This window comes from Saccharothrix espanaensis DSM 44229 (assembly GCF_000328705.1).
Taxonomy (GTDB): Bacteria; Actinomycetota; Actinomycetes; order Mycobacteriales; family Pseudonocardiaceae; genus Actinosynnema; species Actinosynnema espanaense.
Map to the genome: position 1 here is coordinate 8,516,991 of NC_019673.1, position 17,818 is coordinate 8,534,808.

General features: G+C 72.4%; 20 protein-coding genes. 12 read left to right on the forward strand and 8 right to left on the reverse strand.

The features are described from left to right. Nucleotides 1-8: 8 nt before the first annotated feature. Nucleotides 9-161 carry a DUF397 domain-containing protein gene (locus tag BN6_RS43100; RefSeq protein WP_015105047.1) on the forward strand — a complete coding sequence of 51 codons (153 nt, stop codon included), beginning with the start codon at nucleotides 9-11 and terminating at the stop codon, nucleotides 159-161. Between the two features lie 54 nt (nucleotides 162-215). Beyond that, nucleotides 216-2,261, forward strand: coding sequence for a caspase, EACC1-associated type (locus BN6_RS42755; protein ID WP_015105048.1), 2,046 nt, complete (start codon nucleotides 216-218; stop codon nucleotides 2,259-2,261). On the opposite strand, the gene BN6_RS37310 is transcribed toward BN6_RS42755, so the two are convergent. Beyond that, on the reverse strand, nucleotides 2,258-2,614 hold the full coding sequence (locus tag BN6_RS37310) for an effector-associated constant component EACC1 (RefSeq protein WP_015105049.1): 357 nt from the start codon (nucleotides 2,612-2,614) through the stop codon (nucleotides 2,258-2,260). The genes BN6_RS42755 and BN6_RS37310 overlap by 4 nt on opposite strands. 114 nt (nucleotides 2,615-2,728) lie before the next feature. On the opposite strand from BN6_RS37310, the gene BN6_RS37315 reads away from it, so the two are divergent. The 4 genes from BN6_RS37315 to BN6_RS37330 are packed head-to-tail and all read left to right on the forward strand — an operon-like array spanning nucleotide 2,729 to nucleotide 6,694. After that, nucleotides 2,729-3,382, forward strand: a complete 654-nt coding sequence (locus BN6_RS37315; RefSeq protein WP_041315463.1) for a DUF1707 SHOCT-like domain-containing protein — start codon at nucleotides 2,729-2,731, stop codon at nucleotides 3,380-3,382. 56 nt (nucleotides 3,383-3,438) lie between these two features. Continuing rightward, nucleotides 3,439-4,404, forward strand: a complete 966-nt coding sequence (gene deoC, locus BN6_RS37320) for a deoxyribose-phosphate aldolase (protein WP_015105051.1) — start codon at nucleotides 3,439-3,441, stop codon at nucleotides 4,402-4,404. Nucleotides 4,405-4,407: 3 nt separating this feature from the next. Beyond that, nucleotides 4,408-5,835, forward strand: a complete 1,428-nt coding sequence (locus BN6_RS37325; RefSeq protein ID WP_015105052.1) for an aldehyde dehydrogenase family protein — start codon at nucleotides 4,408-4,410, stop codon at nucleotides 5,833-5,835. Beyond that, nucleotides 5,828-6,694: an aldehyde dehydrogenase family protein gene (locus tag BN6_RS37330; RefSeq protein ID WP_015105053.1), complete on the forward strand. Its 867-nt coding sequence runs from the start codon at nucleotides 5,828-5,830 to the stop codon at nucleotides 6,692-6,694. Before BN6_RS37325 ends, BN6_RS37330 begins: the two co-directional genes overlap by 8 nt. Before the next feature lie 81 nt (nucleotides 6,695-6,775). Here the strand turns inward: BN6_RS37330 and BN6_RS37335 are convergent, their stop codons facing one another. The 6 genes from BN6_RS37335 to BN6_RS37360 form a co-directional block, all read right to left on the reverse strand. Then, the gene (locus BN6_RS37335) at nucleotides 6,776-7,750 is read right to left on the reverse strand and encodes a helix-turn-helix domain-containing protein (RefSeq protein ID WP_015105054.1); all 975 of its coding nucleotides are present in this window, start codon (nucleotides 7,748-7,750) and stop codon (nucleotides 6,776-6,778) included. A gap of 169 nt (nucleotides 7,751-7,919) precedes the next feature. After that, complete coding sequence (locus BN6_RS37340) at nucleotides 7,920-8,282, reverse strand: SH3 domain-containing protein (RefSeq protein ID WP_015105055.1); 363 nt, start codon at nucleotides 8,280-8,282, stop codon at nucleotides 7,920-7,922. A 101-nt stretch (nucleotides 8,283-8,383) separates the two neighbouring features. Next, entirely contained in the window at nucleotides 8,384-9,241 is an 858-nt protein-coding gene (locus BN6_RS37345) for a carbohydrate kinase family protein (RefSeq protein ID WP_015105056.1), read from the reverse strand. A 59-nt stretch (nucleotides 9,242-9,300) separates the two neighbouring features. Then, nucleotides 9,301-9,879 carry a Fic/DOC family protein gene (locus tag BN6_RS37350; protein ID WP_015105057.1) on the reverse strand — a complete coding sequence of 193 codons (579 nt, stop codon included), beginning with the start codon at nucleotides 9,877-9,879 and terminating at the stop codon, nucleotides 9,301-9,303. Beyond that, complete coding sequence (locus tag BN6_RS37355) at nucleotides 9,876-10,466, reverse strand: type II toxin-antitoxin system antitoxin SocA domain-containing protein (protein WP_015105058.1); 591 nt, start codon at nucleotides 10,464-10,466, stop codon at nucleotides 9,876-9,878. The genes BN6_RS37350 and BN6_RS37355 overlap by 4 nt, the downstream gene beginning before the upstream one ends. 68 nt (nucleotides 10,467-10,534) lie before the next feature. Beyond that, complete coding sequence (locus BN6_RS37360; RefSeq protein ID WP_015105059.1) at nucleotides 10,535-11,092, reverse strand: SMI1/KNR4 family protein; 558 nt, start codon at nucleotides 11,090-11,092, stop codon at nucleotides 10,535-10,537. A gap of 94 nt (nucleotides 11,093-11,186) precedes the next feature. Here BN6_RS37360 and BN6_RS37365 point away from each other — a divergent pair, with 94 nt between their 5' ends. From BN6_RS37365 to BN6_RS37385, 5 genes are all read left to right on the forward strand, one after another. Continuing rightward, nucleotides 11,187-11,555: a hypothetical protein gene (locus BN6_RS37365; RefSeq protein WP_015105060.1), complete on the forward strand. Its 369-nt coding sequence runs from the start codon at nucleotides 11,187-11,189 to the stop codon at nucleotides 11,553-11,555. A 1-nt stretch (nucleotide 11,556) separates the two neighbouring features. Continuing rightward, nucleotides 11,557-12,729 (forward strand): bifunctional WXG100 family type VII secretion target/C40 family peptidase, encoded by a 1,173-nt coding sequence (locus BN6_RS37370; RefSeq protein ID WP_015105061.1) that lies wholly within the window; start codon nucleotides 11,557-11,559, stop codon nucleotides 12,727-12,729. Nucleotides 12,730-12,733: 4 nt separating this feature from the next. Further along, nucleotides 12,734-13,111 (forward strand): hypothetical protein, encoded by a 378-nt coding sequence (locus BN6_RS37375; RefSeq protein ID WP_148303162.1) that lies wholly within the window; start codon nucleotides 12,734-12,736, stop codon nucleotides 13,109-13,111. Then, the gene (locus tag BN6_RS37380; protein WP_015105063.1) at nucleotides 13,108-13,638 is read left to right on the forward strand and encodes a YbaB/EbfC family nucleoid-associated protein; all 531 of its coding nucleotides are present in this window, start codon (nucleotides 13,108-13,110) and stop codon (nucleotides 13,636-13,638) included. The genes BN6_RS37375 and BN6_RS37380 overlap by 4 nt, the downstream gene beginning before the upstream one ends. A gap of 66 nt (nucleotides 13,639-13,704) precedes the next feature. Beyond that, on the forward strand, nucleotides 13,705-14,916 hold the full coding sequence (locus tag BN6_RS37385; RefSeq protein ID WP_015105064.1) for a hypothetical protein: 1,212 nt from the start codon (nucleotides 13,705-13,707) through the stop codon (nucleotides 14,914-14,916). 60 nt (nucleotides 14,917-14,976) lie between these two features. Here the strand turns inward: BN6_RS37385 and BN6_RS37390 are convergent, their stop codons facing one another. Further along, nucleotides 14,977-16,041: an adenosine deaminase gene (locus BN6_RS37390; RefSeq protein ID WP_015105065.1), complete on the reverse strand. Its 1,065-nt coding sequence runs from the start codon at nucleotides 16,039-16,041 to the stop codon at nucleotides 14,977-14,979. 414 nt (nucleotides 16,042-16,455) lie between these two features. Between BN6_RS37390 and BN6_RS37395 the strand changes: the two genes are divergently transcribed. Then, nucleotides 16,456-17,742, forward strand: coding sequence for a hypothetical protein (locus BN6_RS37395; RefSeq protein WP_408005349.1), 1,287 nt, complete (start codon nucleotides 16,456-16,458; stop codon nucleotides 17,740-17,742). Nucleotides 17,743-17,818 lie beyond the last annotated feature (76 nt).

A 17,818-nucleotide genomic window follows, 5' to 3' on the forward strand; every position in this document is an offset into this window, starting at 1 on the left:
GTGAGGGCATGACGTGGCGCAAGAGCAGCTACAGCACCAGCCAGGCGAACTGCGTGGAGGTTCGGCACCTTCGTGACGCCGTCGCCATCCGCGACTCCAAGAACCCGGACGGGCCGGTCCTCGTGGTTCCCGCCGTCGACTGGCGGCGGCTGGTTCGCTGAGCGGGACCGGCACTCCGTGGCGGGAGGTCTGGGGCGTGTGGGTTACTGATCGCCATGCGCACGGCCCTGATCGTCGCCACCGACACCTACGCCGACCCGACGTTCGGCGCGCTCCGGGCACCCCAGCACGACGCCGCCGAGCTGGACCGGGTGCTGGCCGACCCGGCGATCGGGGCGTTCAGCACCGAGCTGCTGGTCAACACGCCGTTCCAGCGGATCCGGGAGCGGATCGACGAGGTGTTCTCGCGGGCCGGGTCGGACGACCTGGTGCTGCTCTACCTGTCCGGGCACGGGGTCAAGGACCGGACCGGGAAGTTGCACTTCGCGGCGGGTGACACGCGGCGGGACCTGCTGCCGTCCACGTCTGTGCCGGCGCAGTTCGTGCGGGAGATGATCGACCACAGTCCGGCGCGCAAGGTCGTCGTGTGGCTCGACTGCTGTTACGGCGGCGCGTTTCCCAGCGGGATGTTGCCGCGTGCGGCCGGATCCGTGGACGTTGTCGAGCAGCTGGACGAGGGGCGCGGCTGTGCCGTCATGACGGCGTCCACCCACATCCAGTACGCCTACGAACCCGATGGCGTGGTGCGCGGCGAGACCGAACCTTCGGTGTTCACCAAGGCGATCATCGAAGGTCTGCGGACCGGCGCGGCGGACGCCGACGGGGACGGCGAGATCACCGCGCAGGAGCTGTACGACTTCGTGTACCGCTGGGTGCGCCGGGAGAGCCCGGACCAGACCCCGACCCGCAGCGGCACGGTGAGCGGTGACCTGCGGATCGCCTACGCGGGCACGCCGTTGCCCGCCGGGCTCCCGGACGAGGTCCGCTACCTGCTGCGCAGCAACGACCCCACGCTCCGGTCGGCGGGCGTCCGGATCCTGGTGGAACGGGCCGCGACCGATCCGATCGCCGAAGCCGCGCTGGCCGTGCTCACCCGCAACGGATCTGCCGAGGTCGCCGAGGCGGCACAGGCCCCGGTCGTCCCGGCACCGCCGATCGTGCGGAAGGCCGTGCCGGACGAAGGTCTGGTGCTGCGGCACGGCGCGGCGCTGGACGGTTCCGCGACCCACGTGGCGTTCAGTCCGGTCGACCCGGTGCTCGCGACGAGCGACGCGATCTGGGACACCACGACGTGGCAGCGCAAGACCTCGCTCCCGCCGGGGATCAAGCACCTGGCGTTCAGCGCGGACGGCAGGCTGCTGGCGGTCGACCGCTCCGGCGGCATCGAGATCCTCTCGACCTGGGACTGGGAGGTGCTCGTCCGCATCCACCGGCCCGCGCGGGCGGGGCGGCTCGCGTTCGGGCACGACGGCCGCACGCTGCTGTGGTGGCGGCCGGGCGGGCAGGTCTGGACGTGGACGCGCGAGGACGACCAGTGGCTCATGTCGGTCGACCTCGGCCCGGAGGACGTGCGCGCGGTGGCAGTCAGTTCGGGCAAGCCGCTGGCGGTGCTGCTGACCGACCGGCACGAACTCCGGCTGTGGGACCTGGAGCACCGGACCCCGGTCGGCGAGGGCCGGCGGGTGGACTCCGGGGTGCGGGACGTCGCGCTGAGCCCGGACGGCACGCTGATCGCGACCCTGTCGACCCGGCGGCCGGAGCTGCGGCGCGCGTCCGACCTGCAAGGCGTGCGGGCGTTCGACATGACGGGCCACGTGCTCGGGTCGGTCGGGTTCAGCCCGTCCGGCCGGACGTTGGCGATCTCGGGCATGACCGGCGTCCACCTGTGGGACGTGGCGAGCGGCGAGCTGCGCCAGGTGCTGCCCGTCGGGGTGAAGGCGCTGGCGTTCAGCCCTGACGACCGGTTCGCCGTCGGGACGTCCCCGGACCGCCGGATCCGGTTGTGGACGACCGGCCCGGACCTGCCGGACAACCTGCGCGTGCAGCCGCCCGCGTCGACACCCGAGGAGCAGTGGCGGATCGACCGGAGGATCCTGCTGGCGCTGACGCTCGCCCTGGTCGCCGGTGTCGCGGCGGCCGTTCTGGTCCGGTCGGTGCTGGTGTTGTCGTGGTGGGCGGACGGCCTCACCGGGCTGGCCGTCGCGGGAGGTGTCGGAAGGGTGTTCTGGCCGGTGAAGAAGCGCGTGCCCTCGGGCGGCTAGTCGAGTTCGCGGCGGAAGAAGTCCTCGACGGCCTTCTGCTGCTCGGGCGTCACCTTGCCGGTGATCTCCAGGCTCCGCTTGCCGTCCTTGACGACCAGCTTGCGGTTGCGGTCGCGGTTGACGAAGTCGCGCAGCGCCAAGCCCAGCTGGACCAAGACCCGGGAGCTGCTCAGCGCCACCACGATGGTCGTGACGGTCGCCGGGTCGACGCCCTTGGAGCCCTCCGGCGGGGGCGGGCCGGCCGCGAACCGCGCTTCGGCCTGCAAGCCTTGGAGCTCGGCCAGCAACAGGCGGACGTCCTCGTCGGCCCGGGACGGGTCGTCGTCTTCCACGGTCACCGAAATGTCTGCCACACGACGAACAATAGCCAGGACGGCGGCACCGCCGGGGGCTCACGCCCCGCACCGGGATGGTCACGGGTGGGCGTTTGGTGCTCAAACGGCCCGCGACCTCCTAAACTCATCCGGGTGAGCGACGAGCTGGTGCCCGACCCCAGTCAGATGCGCGCCTCGGACGCCGACCGCGAGAAGGTCGCCCAGGTGCTCCAGCAGGCCCACGGCGAGGGCCGGCTGGACCTGCACGAACTGGACGAGCGGCTGGGGGCCGTGTACGCCGCCCGGACCTACGGCGAGCTGGCCCCGCTGACCTCCGACCTGGGGATGGGGCTGCCCGCGGCGAACCTGCCCTCGCCGGTCCGGCAGCACCTGCCGGCCTCGCGGATCGGCAGCGGCGGGATCACCGGGCCGTCGACGTCCATCGCGTTCTGGTCGGGGGTCGACCGCCGGGGTGAGTGGGTCGTGCCGGCCAACCACACCGTGGTCGCGATCATGGGCGGGGTGGAGCTCGACCTGTCCAAGGCGCGGTTCGAGTCGGCCGAGACGACGATCAACGTGTTCGCGTTCTGGGGCGGCGTGGAGATCTACGTGCCCGAGGACGTCACCGTGCGGGTCGACGGGGCCGGGATCATGGGCGCGTTCGACGACACCACCCACAAGACGCCGACCGTCCCCGGCGGTCCGGTGGTCCGGATCACCGGTGTCGCCATCATGGCCGGGGTCGACGTGCGGCGACCCAAGCGGAAGAAGATCAAGGGGTCCAAGAACCCCGAACTAGAGGGCTGACCTGCACGAAGTGCTTCACTTAGGACGGGCGTCCCAGTCCGCCTAGACTCGGCCGCATGGCTGCCACATCGACTGCGCCGTCGCTGCCGCCGGCGCTCGCGGACGCGGTGCGCGACGACGCGTCGTTGCGCCGCTTCCTGCACGGACTGCCCGGGGTCGACCAGGTCGGGGTGGAGCAGCGCGCCGCCGGGCTCGGCACCCGCAGCATCAAGAAGGCCGCGAAGCTGTGGGCGATCGACACCGCGATCTCGATGGTCGACCTGACCACGCTGGAAGGCGCGGACACCCCCGGCAAGGTGCGCTCGCTGGCCGCGAAGGCCCGCCGTCCCGACCCGGACCGGCCCGAGGTGCCGAAGGTCGCCGCGGTCTGCGTGTACCCGGACATGGTCGCCACCGCCGTCGGCGAGCTGACCGGCACCGGGGTCGACGTGGCGTCGGTGGCGACGGCGTTCCCGTCCGGCCGGTCGTCGCTGAAGGTCAAGCTGGAGGACACCGCGTTCGCGGTGGACGCGGGCGCCACCGAGATCGACATGGTGATCGACCGGGGCGCGTTCCTCTCCGGTCGCTACGGCCAGGTGTTCGACGAGATCGTGCAGGTCAAGCGCGCCTGCGGGGACGCCCACCTCAAGGTGATCCTGGAGACCGGCGAGCTGGCGACCTACGACAACGTGCGGCGCGCGTCGTGGCTGGCGCTGCTCGCGGGCGGCGACTTCATCAAGACCTCCACCGGCAAGGTGACGCCCGCCGCCACGCTGCCGGTGACGCACGTGATGCTCCAAGCGGTGCGCGACTGGCACACCCAGACCGGCGAGCTGCGCGGCGTGAAGCCCGCCGGCGGCATCCGGACCACCAAGGACGCGATCAAGTACCTGGTGGCGGTGCACGAGGTGGCCGGGCCCGAGTGGCTCACCGCCCGCCTGTTCCGGTTCGGCGCTTCGACGCTGCTCAACGACCTGCTGATGCAGCGGCGCACCCAGTTGGACGGCCACTACAGCGGCCCCGATTACGTGACGGTGGACTGAGACATGTGGGAATACGCGCCCGCGCCCGAGTCGCGGGACATCGCGAACCTGAAGCCGGCCTACCGGATGTTCGTCGACGGGCAGTTCGTCGAGGGCGGCGGTGAACCGCTCAAGACGATCAACCCGGGCACCGAGGAGGTGCTGGCCGAGGTCTCCACGGCCGCGCCCGCCGACGTCGACAAGGCCGTGAAGGCCGCCCGGCGCGCCTACGACCGGGTCTGGGGCAGGATGCCCGGCTCCGAGCGGGCCAAGTACATCTTCCGCATCGCGCGGCTGGTCCAGGAGCGCGCGCGGGAGCTGGCCGTGCTGGAGTCGCTGGACAACGGCAAGCCCATCAAGGAATCGCGGGACGTGGACGTGCCCACGGCCGCCGCGCACTTCTTCTACCACGCGGGGTGGGCCGACAAGCTCGGCTACGCGGGCTACGGCCCGGACCCCAAGCCGCTGGGCGTCGCGGGCCAGGTGATCCCGTGGAACTTCCCGCTGCTGATGGCGGCGTGGAAGATCGCGCCCGCGCTGGCGTGCGGCAACACCGTCGTGCTCAAGCCCGCCGAGACCACGCCGCTGTCCGCGCTGGTGCTCGCCGAGATCATCCAGCAGGCCGACCTGCCGCCGGGCGTGGTGAACATCCTGCCGGGCGCGGGTGACGTCGGCGCGGCCGTCGTGTCGCACGCGGACGTGGACAAGGTGGCGTTCACCGGGTCCACCGACGTCGGCAAGATCATCCAGCGGCAGCTGGCCGGCACCGGCAAGAAGCTCACGCTGGAACTGGGCGGCAAGGCGGCGAACATCGTGTTCGACGACGCGCCGCTGGACCAGGCCGTCGAGGGCATCGTCAACGGCATCTTCTTCAACCAGGGCCACGTGTGCTGCGCCGGGTCCCGGCTGCTGGTGCAGGAGTCGGTGGCCGAGGAGCTGCTGGAGAAGCTGCGGGTGCGGGTGTCGACGCTGCGCGTGGGCGACCCGCTGGACAAGAACACCGACGTCGGCGCGATCAACTCGCGCGAGCAGCTGACGAGGATCCAGGAGCTGACGGCGTCCGGCGAGGCCGAGGGCGCGCAGCGGTGGACGTCGTCGTGCCCGTTGCCGGACAAGGGTTTCTACTTCGCGCCGACGGTGTTCTCCAACGTGTCGCAGGCGATGCGGATCGCCCGCGAGGAGATCTTCGGGCCGGTGCTGTCGGTGCTGACCTTCCGCACGCCGGACGAGGCCGTGGCGAAGGCGAACAACACGCCGTACGGCCTGTCCGCCGGTGTCTGGACCGAGAAGGGCTCGCGGATCCTGTGGGCCGCGCAGAAGATGCGCGCCGGCGTGGTGTGGGCCAACACGTTCAACCGCTTCGACCCCACCGCCCCGTTCGGCGGCTACCAGGAGTCGGGCTTCGGCCGCGAGGGCGGCCGCACCGGGCTGGAGGCGTACCTCGATGTCTGAGAACCGGATCGCCGTGGCGAAGACGTACAAGCTCTACATCGGCGGGGCGTTCCCCCGGTCCGAGTCGGGTCGGTCGTACCCGGTGGCCGACGCCAAGGGCGCGTTCCTGGCCAACGCGGCGCAGGGCTCGCGCAAGGACGCCCGGGACGCCGTCGCGGCGGCCCGCAAGGCGTTCGGCGGGTGGTCCGGCGCGACCGCGTACAACCGGGGGCAGGTGCTCTACCGGGTGGCCGAGGTGCTGGAGGGCCGGCGCGAGCAGTTCGCGGCCGAGGTCGCGGCGGCCGAGGGGGTCGCGGTCAAGAAGGCGCAGTCCCTGGTGGACGCGGCGATCGACCGGTGGGTCTGGTACGCCGGGTGGACCGACAAGATCGCGACCGTGCTCGGGGCGGCCAACCCCGTGGCGGGCCCGTACTTCTCGTTCTCGGTGCCCGAGCCGACCGGCGTGGTCGCGGTGCTCGCGCCGCAGCAGTCGTCGCTGCTGGGGCTGATCAGCGTGGTCGCGCCGGTCATCGCGACCGGCAACACGGCGGTGGTCGTGACCTCGCAGGACCGGCCGCTGCCCGCGGTGACGCTGTCCGAGGTGCTGGCGACCTCCGACCTGCCGGGCGGCGTGGTCAACGTGCTGACCGGGCGCACGGCGGAGATGGCACCGTGGCTCGCCTCGCACGCCGACGTGAACGCGCTGGACCTGACCGGCGCGCCGGAGTCGTTGCGGGCGGACCTGGAGCGGTCGGCGGCGGGGACGGTGAAGCGGGTGCTGCGCGCCCGTCCGGCCGAGGACTTCGCCCGTGAGCCGGACCTGGCCCGGATGCGCTCGTTCCTGGAGTCGAAGACCGTCTGGCACCCAGTCGGAGTTTGAGCACAGTCGGGGTCTGAGGGCTGTAGGAGTCTCCGGGCCGGGTGGCGTGTCATGCCACCCGGCCCGGCCCGCTGTCGGGGTCTAGTGCTGGGCTGGGCGTGGGGCATGGTGTTCGCGGTAGTCGCCCGGCGGCATCCCGAACGCCGCCCGGAACGCGCGGTTGAACTGCGACGGGTCCTCGAAGCCCCACCTCCGCCCGATCACGCGCACCGGCTGTGGCCGCAGGCGCGGGTCGGCGAGGTCGCGGCGGCACGCTTCGAGCCGGGCGTGGCGGATCCAGTCGGCGACGCCGCGGCCCCGCCGCCGGAACAGCCGCTGCACCGTGCGCAGGGCGACGTGGTGCGCGGCGGCGACCGCCGCCGGGGTGAGGTCCGGATCGCCCAGGTTCGCCTGGACGAACGCCTCGACCTGCGCCAGCAGCGCCTGGTCCCGGGTCTGCTCGGGCAGGTCCGAGGTCCGGTCGAGCAGGTGCGCGAGGAGCGCCGCGACCAGGTCGACCAGCACCCCGCCCAGCCTCGACGCGTCCGCCGGGCCGAAGTCGTGCGAGGTGAGTTCCCGCAACGACGCCGTCACCAGGCCGGCGAGCCCGCCTTCAGGGACCAGGAAGCCGCCCAACCGCTCGACCTGGTCCCGGCCCACCGGCAGCCGCCCGAACGGCACCATGGCGCTGCGCGCGACGGCCATCACGCCGCCGGGCATCGCCCCGCTCAGCTCGAACGGCCGCGAACCGGTCGACACGTACAGCCGGCGCGGCTCGACCACCCTCGACGTGACGCCCTGGCTGAACACCAGGTCGCCGCGCTCGACCAGCCACACCTGGACGACGTCGGGGTCCGCTTGCCGGATCATGCGATCGGTGCGCTCGACGCGGGACGCGGACGACGCCAGGTAGTGCACCGTCGTCCCGCCCAGCTCGGCGGTCCGCAGTTCCGACCGGTGCCGGTCGGGTTCGGCCACTGACACCCGCAACGGCGCGAACACCGTGGGCACCAGCTGCGCCCACCGCTCGAACCGCTCCGCCGGCGGGTGATCGGTCGCCCGGAAGATCGTTTCCACTCGGCCCCCTCGGATGCGTTCCGGGCAGTCCGCACAACGTGCCGCAACCGCCCGGAGTTTCCCTCCCGAGACCAGTGAACCAAAGAACCGGAATGCCCCGACCCCATCCCACGACGGCGCCCGGATTCCGATCGGGCCGGAATCCGGGCGCCGTCGTGGAACAGGCCGGTCAGCACTGGACGATGGAGCCCCCACCCTTCAGCGTGCTGTCCTTGACCCACCCGTACACGTCGTTGCGAGTGCGCAGGTACGACCAGGTGCCGCCCTCGCCGCTGACCCAGCAGTGGTAGTCGATGGAGTTCTCCGGGTAGCCGACGCCCACGATGGCGCACGCCGTGCTCGGGCCGGATCGGATGTTCGTCCCCTGCTCGAAGTCCCTCGTGTAGGCCCGGTTGTCCTTGTCGGACCCGGTCTGCCCGCAGGCCGCCGACTCCGGGCCACCGGCGGCGGGAGCCGCCCCGGCCGACCCGGCCACCGTCAGCGACGCGAGCGCGGCCAACCCCACAGCGGCGACAGTTCGACGCAAACGCATGAATCCTCCTCCGAGTGGAAACAATTCGGTGCGTCACCAGCATCGGACGAATCCGGTGTGCGGACATCGGCCCCACGCGACACCGCGTTGACGATTCGCGCCTACCCCGTTTCCGCTGACCGCGCACCCCGCTGAGCGAGGTTCGGCGAACGGAGGCAGCGGGCCGCTTGGGCGGCTCCGGCCGTCAACGCCGCCGGCACGCCCGCGCCCGCGAGGTGGGCGACCAGGAATCCGGCGAAGAACGCGTCGCCCGCGCCGTTGGTGTCGACGATCCGGTCCACCGGCACCGCCGCCACCTCGTGCCGCACGCCCGCCGCGAAAGCCACCGCGCCGCGCGCTCCCCTGGTCGCCACCGCAGTCCCGGGCCGGGTGCGGAGGAACGCGAGCAGGTCCGGTTCGGGCATGCCGTCGTCGTTGAGGAACAGGAAGTCGGCGGCGTCCACGAAGTCCTGGTGGTACGCCGATCTCCCGTCGTAGTCGTGCACGTCGCACCAGACCGGGACACCGGCCGCCCGTGCCGCCGCCAGGAACGGCCGGGCGGAGTCGGCCAGGTCGATCACGGCGGCGTCGGCCCGCGCCAACGCCGCCAAAGCGCGATCGTCGTGCCGGGGCTCGGCCAGTTCGGGCAGTTCCAGGTAGATCGACACCCGCCCGCCGTCCGGCGACATCAGGTTGAGGTGCTGTTCGCTCGCCCCCGGCACCACTTCGGCGATCAGGTCGACGTTCGGGGCGTCCAACGCTCCGACGATCGAGCGCCCGGCCTCGTCGTCCCCGACCACCGTGCGCAGCGTGACCCGTGCGCCCAGGGCGGCCAGGTTGAGCGCCTTGCCGGCCGACGTCCCGCCGAGCGCGCTCCGATGGCCGGACGCGAACACGGTGTGCGGCCGGGCCTCGGGCAGCCGGTCCAGCGAGACCAGGCGGTTCCACGACGCGGGTCCGGCCACGAACACCTCGGGCATGGCCCGCATTCTCCCGGCCGGGCGGGTTTCCGCCGGCCGAGCCCGCGCCCCGGGCCGGTTCACGCCGGGCTGATCACCGAGTCAAGCAAGGCCCGCAGCGGGGCCGAGGAGCCGGCCATGCTCTCCCGGCACACGTCCCCGTACTTCTCCACGTCCACCAGCGCGAAGTCCACCTGCCAGCCCGCGTGCAGCGCCATCTGCCGGTAGAACGCCCGCTGGGCGCGGCCGTTGCCCTCGCGGAACGGGTGCAGGGCGTTGGTCTCGGCGAAGAAGTGGGTGAAGCGGTCGGCGAAGTCCTCGCGTCCCAGCCCCACCAGGTGCCGTTGCCCGCGCAGCTCGCCGAACAGGTGGTCCGAGTACGAGTCGATGTGCCGCCAGTGCGCGAACGACGAGGTCCGGGCGATGTCCACCTTCCGCACCTCCCCCGCCCACGGGTAGAGGTCGCCGAAGATGTGCCGGTGGAACGCCTTCAGGTGCGCCAGGTCGTACAGCCCGGGTAACGGGCTCATCTCCAGCTGCCCGATCCGCAGCGCGCTCAGCCGCGCTTCCGCCGTCTCGCAGGCGTGCCGGTCGGTCAGGCCCAGGTTGTTGAGCAGGACCCCGGTGTCCGGGTCCCGGTACGGGTCTTCGAAGGTCACGACCGCCGCAGAGCCTCGATCTCCCGCGCGATCGCCTCGTCCATGGTCAGCTCGCCCGCCGCGACGGCCCGCATGGTCGCCCTGGTGTCCTCCGGGACCTCCAGCCCTTCCAGCCGCACGCTCGCCACCGCGTCGGCGAACGCGTCCGCCGGGGGGCTGGTCAACCGGCGGAAGTAGCGGGCCATCACCCGGTTGGACAGCGGCTCGCTGCTGGGCACGGTCTCGGGCAGGTCGCCGCGCGCGGCCCGCCACGGCTCTTCGGCGTGCGCCATGTCGCTGAGCTCGTGCCGGCTGAACCCGCCGTAGCGCTCCACGACGTCACGGACCACCGAGCGCTCCCGGTCGGTCAAGCCGCGCGGGTCGCCCTCCTCCCACGAGCAGACCTCGGTCTGGCCGCGGTGGCGGTGGTAGACCTCGGGCACCACCGGTCCGCGCCGCCACGCCTCGATGCGCGCGGTGAACAGCGGCCGGTCGTACTTGGCCAGGTGCCACGCCTGCGTGTAGTAGAGGAGCTTCTGCAACTTCATCGGCGATTCGGGTCCGGTGGCGTCCAGCACCGCAGCGGCCACGTCGTGCACGTCCGCCATACGCCGCTCCATAACCGCTGACCTGCGACAACCCGTTACCCCGAGGATACCGGAACGCAGCCGGGAAGTCAGTCCGTCCGCCAGCCCAGGTGCCCGTCGGCGGTGATCAGCGGCTCGCAGTGGCCGATCCGGCCCAGGTGCTCCAGCGCGGTGGCGACCTGGTCGAGCATCTCGTCCAGGCTGGTCCACTCCGGCTTGAGCATCTCGCCGCGCTCCCGGTCCCACTCCACCACGCACCCGGACAGCACGCCCGGCCGCAGGTCCACGGCCAGCGCGTCGCCGCAGCCGTCGAACGCTATCGGCAGCCACCTCGGGTGGAACCCGGTCGTCGGGGTGCCGGCCTCGGTGTCCAGGTCGCGCGGCCAGAACCGCTCCTTGAGCTGCCACGAGCGCAGCGCGTTGCCCGGCCCCAGCGGCGTGTAGAACGGCGGCAGGACCTCCGCGAACGCCAGGTCCGCGGTGCCCCCGCACACGGCCCACCACTCGCGCAGGTCTTCGGGCGGCTCAAGGCCGCTCGCGACCGACAGTGCCTCGACCGCCGCGTCGTCCTCGCTGGGGATGAACGCCGAACCGGTCAAGGGGGCGTGGTGGTCGAGCCACGCCATGATCCGCTCCCAATGGCGCATAACACCCACCCACCCATGATCAGGTGCGGACGTCTCGCGTGGTACCGCCCATCAGGGGAGGATCTGCGCCAAAGCCACCACGTACCACCGTTCGATGGTGCAGGATCGCGACCGCAAGGCGTACCCGAGGGGGGATGCAGTGGAACGGGGTTTCGGCGTCGATCTCGCGGCGCTGTCGACGTACAGCGGCGCGGCGTCCGGCTTGGCGGGCGAGGTCGGCGCGGTCGGCACGTCGACGTTGTCCGGCACCACGTCGCTCGCGGCCGGGAGCTTCGGCAGGATCGGCGACGAGGTCGGCCTGGGCGCGGCCTTCCAGCAGGCGGCGCAGACCCAAGTGGACGGTGTCGCCGCCGCCTCGAACGGGCTGTCGGCGTTCGCGGGCGCGGTGTCGAAGGCCGGCGCGGCGTACACCGAGCAGGAGGCGCAGAACAGCGCCGACCTCGACCGGGCGTACAAGGTCTGAGATGGACGTCGCGGGATTCCTGGCAGGCCTGGTCCAGCCGATGAAGGACGACCTGGCCAAGCTGGCGGGCGACACCGGCGGCGCGACGCGCGCGGCCGAGTCCTTCGGCAAGGCGGCGTCGGCGTTGACCGAGATCGACGGGCGGCACAAGAGCGCGGCCAACGCGGTGCTCGGCACCTGGTACGGCGACCGCGCGAACGCGTTCCAGCAACGCGTGGCGGCGTTCTCCGGCGGCGTGGGCACGTTGGCGCGCAACGCGACCGCCACCCAGACGGCCGCCACCACGGCGGTGAACGCCGTCGACGGCGGCAAGAAGGCCATCCAGGGCCTCATCGACGACTTCACCGGGTGGGCGCAGCCCCGGCTGGCCGCCGCGATCGCGGCGTCGCTGTTCGGCGGGATCGGCGCGGTGCTCGCGGTGGCCGCCGACGTGACCGCGAAGGCCCGCGAGTACGAGGGCCGGTCGAAGCAGGAGCTGGACCGGGTCCGCACCGAGCTGACCACCGTCGCCGCGCAGCTCAAGGGGTTGCCGAAGCCGGACTTCGCCGGGCTCGGCGACCCGCTGGGCGCGGATTCCGGTGGCACCACGTCGGTGTCCGGCGCGGGCGACGACGGCAAGCGCGACCCGTCCTCGTCCGGCGGCCCGTCCGGTGGTTCGTCCGGTGGTTCCGGCGGCTCGTCCGGCGGCGGTGGCGGCGGAGGTTCCAGCGGTGGCGGGGGTGGTGGCGGTGGCGGGGGTGGGCCCCGGCTGCCGGTCGCGATCCCGCCGCAGCCCGGCACCGGCGTGGGCGTGAACCTGCCGGACGGCAGCTCCGCCGAAGCACCCAACGAGACCGCCGCGCGGGCCGTGCGCAACGCGCTGTCCGCGCTGGGCACCCCGTACGTGTGGGGTGGCGCGAACCCGCCGCAGGGCACGGACTGCTCCGGCCTGACGCAGTGGGCGTACAAGGGCGCCGGGTTCGACATCCCGCGTCCGGCGTCGTCGCAGGCGATGGGCGCGTCCGTGCCACCGGACCAGCTGCTGCCGGGCGACCTGGTGGTGTGGGACGGCCACGTGGCGATGGTGATCGGCAACGGGCAGATGGTGGAGGCGGGCGACCCGGTGCAGGTGGGCGCGGTGCGCACCAGCAACAGCGGCATGGGTTTCATGGGTTTCTACCGACCGACGGGCTGAGGACGTGGACGAGACGACACGCGCGGCCCACCGGGTCGCGGAGGTGGGGGCGCAGGTCTCCGGGCACATCGCGCGCACCGGTCCGGTGTTCGGGCGGGCGTCCTCTTCGGACGGCGCGGTGACCGTGGTGACCGCGCCCGGCGCGCCGCCGAACGAGATCCGGATCTCGCCCGCCGCGCTGAACATGGGCGCGGACGCGCTGGGCGCGGAGATCGTGCGGGTCGCCGAGCGGGCCGCGAAGGACGCCGCCGCCCGGATGCACCGGTCGCTGGCGCGGCTGGTGGACCCGGCGACCGCGCGGGCGCTGACCGAGATCGGCTTCCCGCCGGGCGAGCCCGGCGACGACGACTTCGGGAGCACGTACCTGAGGGGGCCGCGATGAGCGTGCAGGAGGAGCGGATCGCCGCCGCGGACCGGCTGACCGACCTGCTGTCCCGGGTCACCGGCACCGCCGAGCACCCGTCCGGGCTGGTGACCGTGACGGCGTCGGCCGTGGGCGCGCTGCGGTCGGTGCGGCTGCACCCGGCGGCGCTCGGGCAGGGCCCGGACGCGGTGGGCCGGCTGGTCGCCGAGACCGCCCGGCTGGCCACCGACGCGGCCGTGCAGACCAGCTACAACGAGCTGGCCAAGACGCTCGGTGACAGCATGGCGATGGCGATCGAGGACTTCGCCGGTCCGCCGCCGCTGCACCGGCAGGCCGAGCCCGTCGAACCGGCCCGGCCGCAGGCCCCGCCGCCGGGGTCGGTTTCCGGACAGCCGTCCGGAACCGGACCGCACCCGGCGGCCGCCCCGCCGTGGGCCGCCGGACGCCCGCGAGGGCCTCAGCCTGCACGTCCCAGGCCCGCGGCGGCCCCGGACGAGGACGACGACGACTTCTTCGCCGACCCATTCCGTGGTCAACGGCGGTAGGACTAGATCCACCCCGTACTCTTGCCCCCGCATGGCAACGGGGCTTGGCGTGACCGGGAGGCACGGATGGCACAGGACATCGTCCCGATCGAGCTGGGGCTCACGCAGGGTGATGTCGTCACCCTGTGGGCCCCGCGCTGGCGGGAAGAGGGCGAGGAGTGGGAGGCATTCCTCGGCCACGAGGAAGACCTGTACGCCTTCCCGGACGCGGCCCACCTGGCGGCGTTCGTGCGCAAGGCCGAGGAGCACGACCTGACCGACCACCCGGCGTGGCACGTGGTGCCGGGCCTGTCGGTCGGCGAGCTGTCGCCGGACGACAACCACCAGTTCGACCTGGTGGGCGTGCCGGAGCTGGTCGCCGAGGAGCCCGACACCTGGGTGATCGGCGAGCTGGCCGACGTGGTGTCGATCGTGCGCTCGCTGGCCGAGGTGTGCGAGCTGGACAAGGTGCACGAGGTGCTGGACTCGGCGGAGGGCTTCGCGCTGCTGCCGCAGGGCACGCTGCCGTTCACCGGTCGCGAGGGCCAGGCGCTGTGGACCGAGCTGGCGCAGGTCGTGGCCGAGAAGTGGGACGAGGTGCTGGACGCCATCGACGAGGTGGTGACCGCGCCCGAGGTGGACGAGGACTCGCTCAAGGTCGCGCAGGAGGAGCTGGCCGCCTTCGAGGAGGCCAACGCCGCCGCCGCCGCGGAGGACGCCGACGAGGAGGACGACGACGGCGACGAGGCGGTCGGGTTCTGGAGCGAGGTCGGCATCGACCCGATCAAGATCATCACCGGCGCGGGCGAGTACTACACGCTGCGCTGCTACCTCGACGACCAGCCGCTGTTCCTGGGCCGCAAGGGCCGGATCGACGTGTTCGGCTCGCCGCGCGCGCTGTCCCGGTTCATCGTCGAGGCCGACGGCAACGACCTGGCCGACGTGTCGACCTGGGGCGAGCTGGTGGTCAAGGCGACCGGCGGCGATCTGGACGTCGAGGTCGACCCGGACAACGTCTACGTCTACACCGGCCTGGACGAGGACATCTCCGACGGCCCGGACGCGGTCGACCCGACGCAGCTCGACCTCGCGGTGGAGCTGCTGGAGGACGCCGGCGAGTGGGCCGGGGACGACGCGGTGAAGGTCGCCCTGAACCAGTCCGAGTCGCTGGGCTGGCTGGTGTCCTACGTGCTCAAGCCGGACCCGACGCGGCTCGCGCCGAGCGCGCCGTACGAGGCCGAGGTCACCGCGTGGCGGACGCTGGTCGCGTCGTTCGAGGACCGGCTGGTGATCCACTAGCCGCAGGCGACGAGAAGGGGGCCGGTTCCGCGGAACCGGCCCCCTTCGTCGTTCCCGGGACTACTTCGCCAGTGCGGCGTAACCGGGTTCGATCACGTCCTGGATCAGCGCGCGGCGCTCGTCCAGCGGCAGGAACGCGGCCTTGGCGGCGTTGACCGCGAAGCCGCGCAGGTCGTCCCAGCCGAAGCCGAACTGGCCGACCACGGCCGCCAGCTCGCCGGTCAGCGAGCAGTCGCTCATCAGCCGGTTGTCGGTGTTGACGGTGATCCGGAAGCCCAGGTCCGCCAGCTGCTTGATGGGGTGCTCGGCGAGCGAGCCGACCGCGCCGGTCTGCACGTTGGAGGTGGGGCACATCTCCAGCGCGATCCGGCGGTCGCGGACGTACGCGGCGAGGTGGCCGACGTCGCCGTCCTTGATGTCCTCGGCGATCCGCACGCCGTGGCCCAGCCGCTCCGCGCCGCAGTACTGCACGGCCTGGTGGATCGACTCGGGGCCGTCGGCCTCGCCGGCGTGGATGGTGAAGTGCGCGTTCTCCCGGCGCAGGTACTCGAACGCGGACAGCTCGCGGGTGGCCGGGAAGCCCAGCTCCGGGCCCGCGATGTCGAAGCCGACCACGCCCGCGTCCCGGTACTTGACGACCAGGTCGGCGATCCGCTGCCAGCCGTCGTTCTGCCGCATGGCGCACAGCAGGGTGCCGACCTTGATCCGGTTGCCCGACTCGGCCTCGCCCTGGCGGAAGCCCTCCTGCACGGCCTCCACGGCCTGCTCCAGGCTGAGTCCCTTGTCGGTGAACAGCTCGGGGGCGTAGCGGATCTCCGCGTACACCACGCCGTCCGCCGCGAGGTCCTGCGCGGCCTCCGCGGCGACCCGGACCAGCGCGGCCTCGTCCTGCATGACGCCGCAGGTGTGCGCGAAGCCCTCCAGGTAGCGGACCAGCGAGCCGGAGTTGGCGTTGTCGCGGAACCAGGCGCCCAGCTCGGTCGGGTCGGTGGTGGGCAGACCCTGGTGGCCGGAGGACTCGGCGAGTTCGATCACCGTCTGGGGGCGGAGTCCACCGTCGAGGTGGTCGTGCAGCAGCACCTTCGGCGCGCTGCGGATGGCCTCCGTGGAAGGCGGGGTAGGCATGCGGCTCACGGTATACCGGCGACACGCCGGGACCGGTCCGCATTCGGATGATCTTGGTGGGGTATGATCAGCTCGGAGTCGTCCGGTGTGTCCAGAACCACCCTCTTGGATGGCCCTTTCCCCGTTGTGCACTCGTGATGCAGAACTTTCCGCTACCGCGCGTCGAACTTGAGTCACCCGCCCGGCGGATGGTCACCGGCGGCACTCAGGGGTGCGCTCACGGTTACCTATGAGTAGGGTCGATCGTTGTAACCCGAATGGCCTAAACACAAGGTCGAGACAGGCGGTTCGCGCCGGGGGGTGGTACAGCCCCGACCCCCGACGCGGTTAGGCTCCCGGAGGTCTCCCCTCCCCTGGACGAAGGCATTCAACGCCGTGAACGAGAACAACAACTCCACGATGTCCTTCGATCGGATGCGCAACATGCTCACGCGCGCCGCGGAGATCCGTGAGAGCGAACAGCAGCAGATCTTCGATGCACTGGACGAGATCCACGCGCGGATGTCCCCGCTGGAGTCGCTGGGTTCCGTTCGCAAGCGCCTGTCCGAGCTGCCCGACCGGACCGAGGTCAGCGTGCTGGCCGAGCGGCTGGACGAGGCGCTGGCGCGGTTGGAGGCGCAGGACAACGCCGTTCAGGGCATCACCCGCGCGGTGGACGGGCTGGTCGACAAGCTGGCCAAGCCGTTCGCCCAGCTCGACGGTCGGCTCGACGGCGTCGCCGGCCGGTTCGAGGGCGTCGCGGGCCGGATGGACGGCCTGGAGGACAAGCTCGCCCACATCCACAAGCGCCTCGACGACCTCGACGTGCACCTGGACAAGCAGGACACCAAGGTCGACACCGTGCCGGGGGCGGTGACCGGCCCGCTGCGCGAGCGCATCGAGGCGCTGGAGGCCGCGCTGCGCGGTCGCCTGGACGAGGTGGACGAGGGCGTGCACGAGCACCTCGACGGCACCCGCGAGGCGCTCCAGCGCTCGGTGACCGACTCGTCGTCCGCGCTGCACGGCCGCATCGACGAGACCCGCAACGACCTCAACGCCACCCGCGACTCGCTGGCCGGCACCCTCGCCGACACCCGCGACAAGCTGGCCGCGTCGGTGGTCGAGACCCGCGACAGCCTGGCCGCCTCCGTGGTGGAGACCCGCGACAGCCTGGCCGGCTCGCTGACCGAGACCCGCGAGTCGCTGGCGGCGTCGCTCGCCGACACCCGCAGCACCGTGCACGGCAAGCTGGACGAGGCCCGCGAGGCGCTGCACGCCGCGCTGGACGAGACCCGCGACCAGGTCGACGCGACCGACCGCCTGGAGGCGCTCGCGCAGCGCCTGGAGGGCGTCACCTCGCGCCTGGACACGATGACCACCCGGCTGGACTCGGTGGAGGACGACTTCGCCGCGCGCCTGGGCGAGCTGTCCGGCGTCGTGGAGCAGGGCATCGCGAAGGTCGAGGGCACCGTGTCGGCCCGCCCCGACGCGGACGCGCTGGCGACCATGGTGCGCAAGAGCAACCAGGAGTCGGAGCTGCGCATCGGCGGCCAGCTGGACGAGGCCATGGCGACCTTCGCCGAGCTGATCCTCGGCGGCGGCTCCCCGACGCCGCCCCCGCCGCCCACCGCACTGCCCCGCCCGCAGCGGCGCACCCGCAAGAACGGCCCGAAGAACTCGGACAACCGCGACGACGACGACCTCGCCGCCGAGGGCGCCTGACCGTCTGGCGGAAGCCCGGCTCCCCACGAAGAGCCGGGCTTCTTCGCGCCCGGGGCCGGTCGGCCGGCGCGATCCG

Excerpts from the sequence above, each read along its gene's own strand:
- BN6_RS43100 (WP_015105047.1), top strand. The coding sequence starts at position 9 with ATGACGTGGCGCAAGAGCAGCTACAGCACCAGCCAGGCGAACTGCGTG.
- BN6_RS42755 (WP_015105048.1), top strand. The coding sequence starts at position 216 with ATGCGCACGGCCCTGATCGTCGCCACCGACACCTACGCCGACCCGACG.
- deoC (WP_015105051.1), top strand. The coding sequence starts at position 3,439 with ATGGCTGCCACATCGACTGCGCCGTCGCTGCCGCCGGCGCTCGCGGAC.
- BN6_RS37325 (WP_015105052.1), top strand. The coding sequence starts at position 4,408 with ATGTGGGAATACGCGCCCGCGCCCGAGTCGCGGGACATCGCGAACCTG.
- BN6_RS37330 (WP_015105053.1), top strand. The coding sequence starts at position 5,828 with ATGTCTGAGAACCGGATCGCCGTGGCGAAGACGTACAAGCTCTACATC.
- BN6_RS37340 (WP_015105055.1), bottom strand. The coding sequence starts at position 8,282 with ATGCGTTTGCGTCGAACTGTCGCCGCTGTGGGGTTGGCCGCGCTCGCG.
- BN6_RS37345 (WP_015105056.1), bottom strand. The coding sequence starts at position 9,241 with ATGCCCGAGGTGTTCGTGGCCGGACCCGCGTCGTGGAACCGCCTGGTC.
- BN6_RS37355 (WP_015105058.1), bottom strand. The coding sequence starts at position 10,466 with ATGGCGGACGTGCACGACGTGGCCGCTGCGGTGCTGGACGCCACCGGA.
- BN6_RS37360 (WP_015105059.1), bottom strand. The coding sequence starts at position 11,092 with ATGCGCCATTGGGAGCGGATCATGGCGTGGCTCGACCACCACGCCCCC.
- BN6_RS37365 (WP_015105060.1), top strand. The coding sequence starts at position 11,187 with ATGGTGCAGGATCGCGACCGCAAGGCGTACCCGAGGGGGGATGCAGTG.
- BN6_RS37370 (WP_015105061.1), top strand. The coding sequence starts at position 11,557 with ATGGACGTCGCGGGATTCCTGGCAGGCCTGGTCCAGCCGATGAAGGAC.
- BN6_RS37380 (WP_015105063.1), top strand. The coding sequence starts at position 13,108 with ATGAGCGTGCAGGAGGAGCGGATCGCCGCCGCGGACCGGCTGACCGAC.
- BN6_RS37385 (WP_015105064.1), top strand. The coding sequence starts at position 13,705 with ATGGCACAGGACATCGTCCCGATCGAGCTGGGGCTCACGCAGGGTGAT.
- BN6_RS37390 (WP_015105065.1), bottom strand. The coding sequence starts at position 16,041 with ATGCCTACCCCGCCTTCCACGGAGGCCATCCGCAGCGCGCCGAAGGTG.
- BN6_RS37395 (WP_408005349.1), top strand. The coding sequence starts at position 16,456 with ATGCGCAACATGCTCACGCGCGCCGCGGAGATCCGTGAGAGCGAACAG.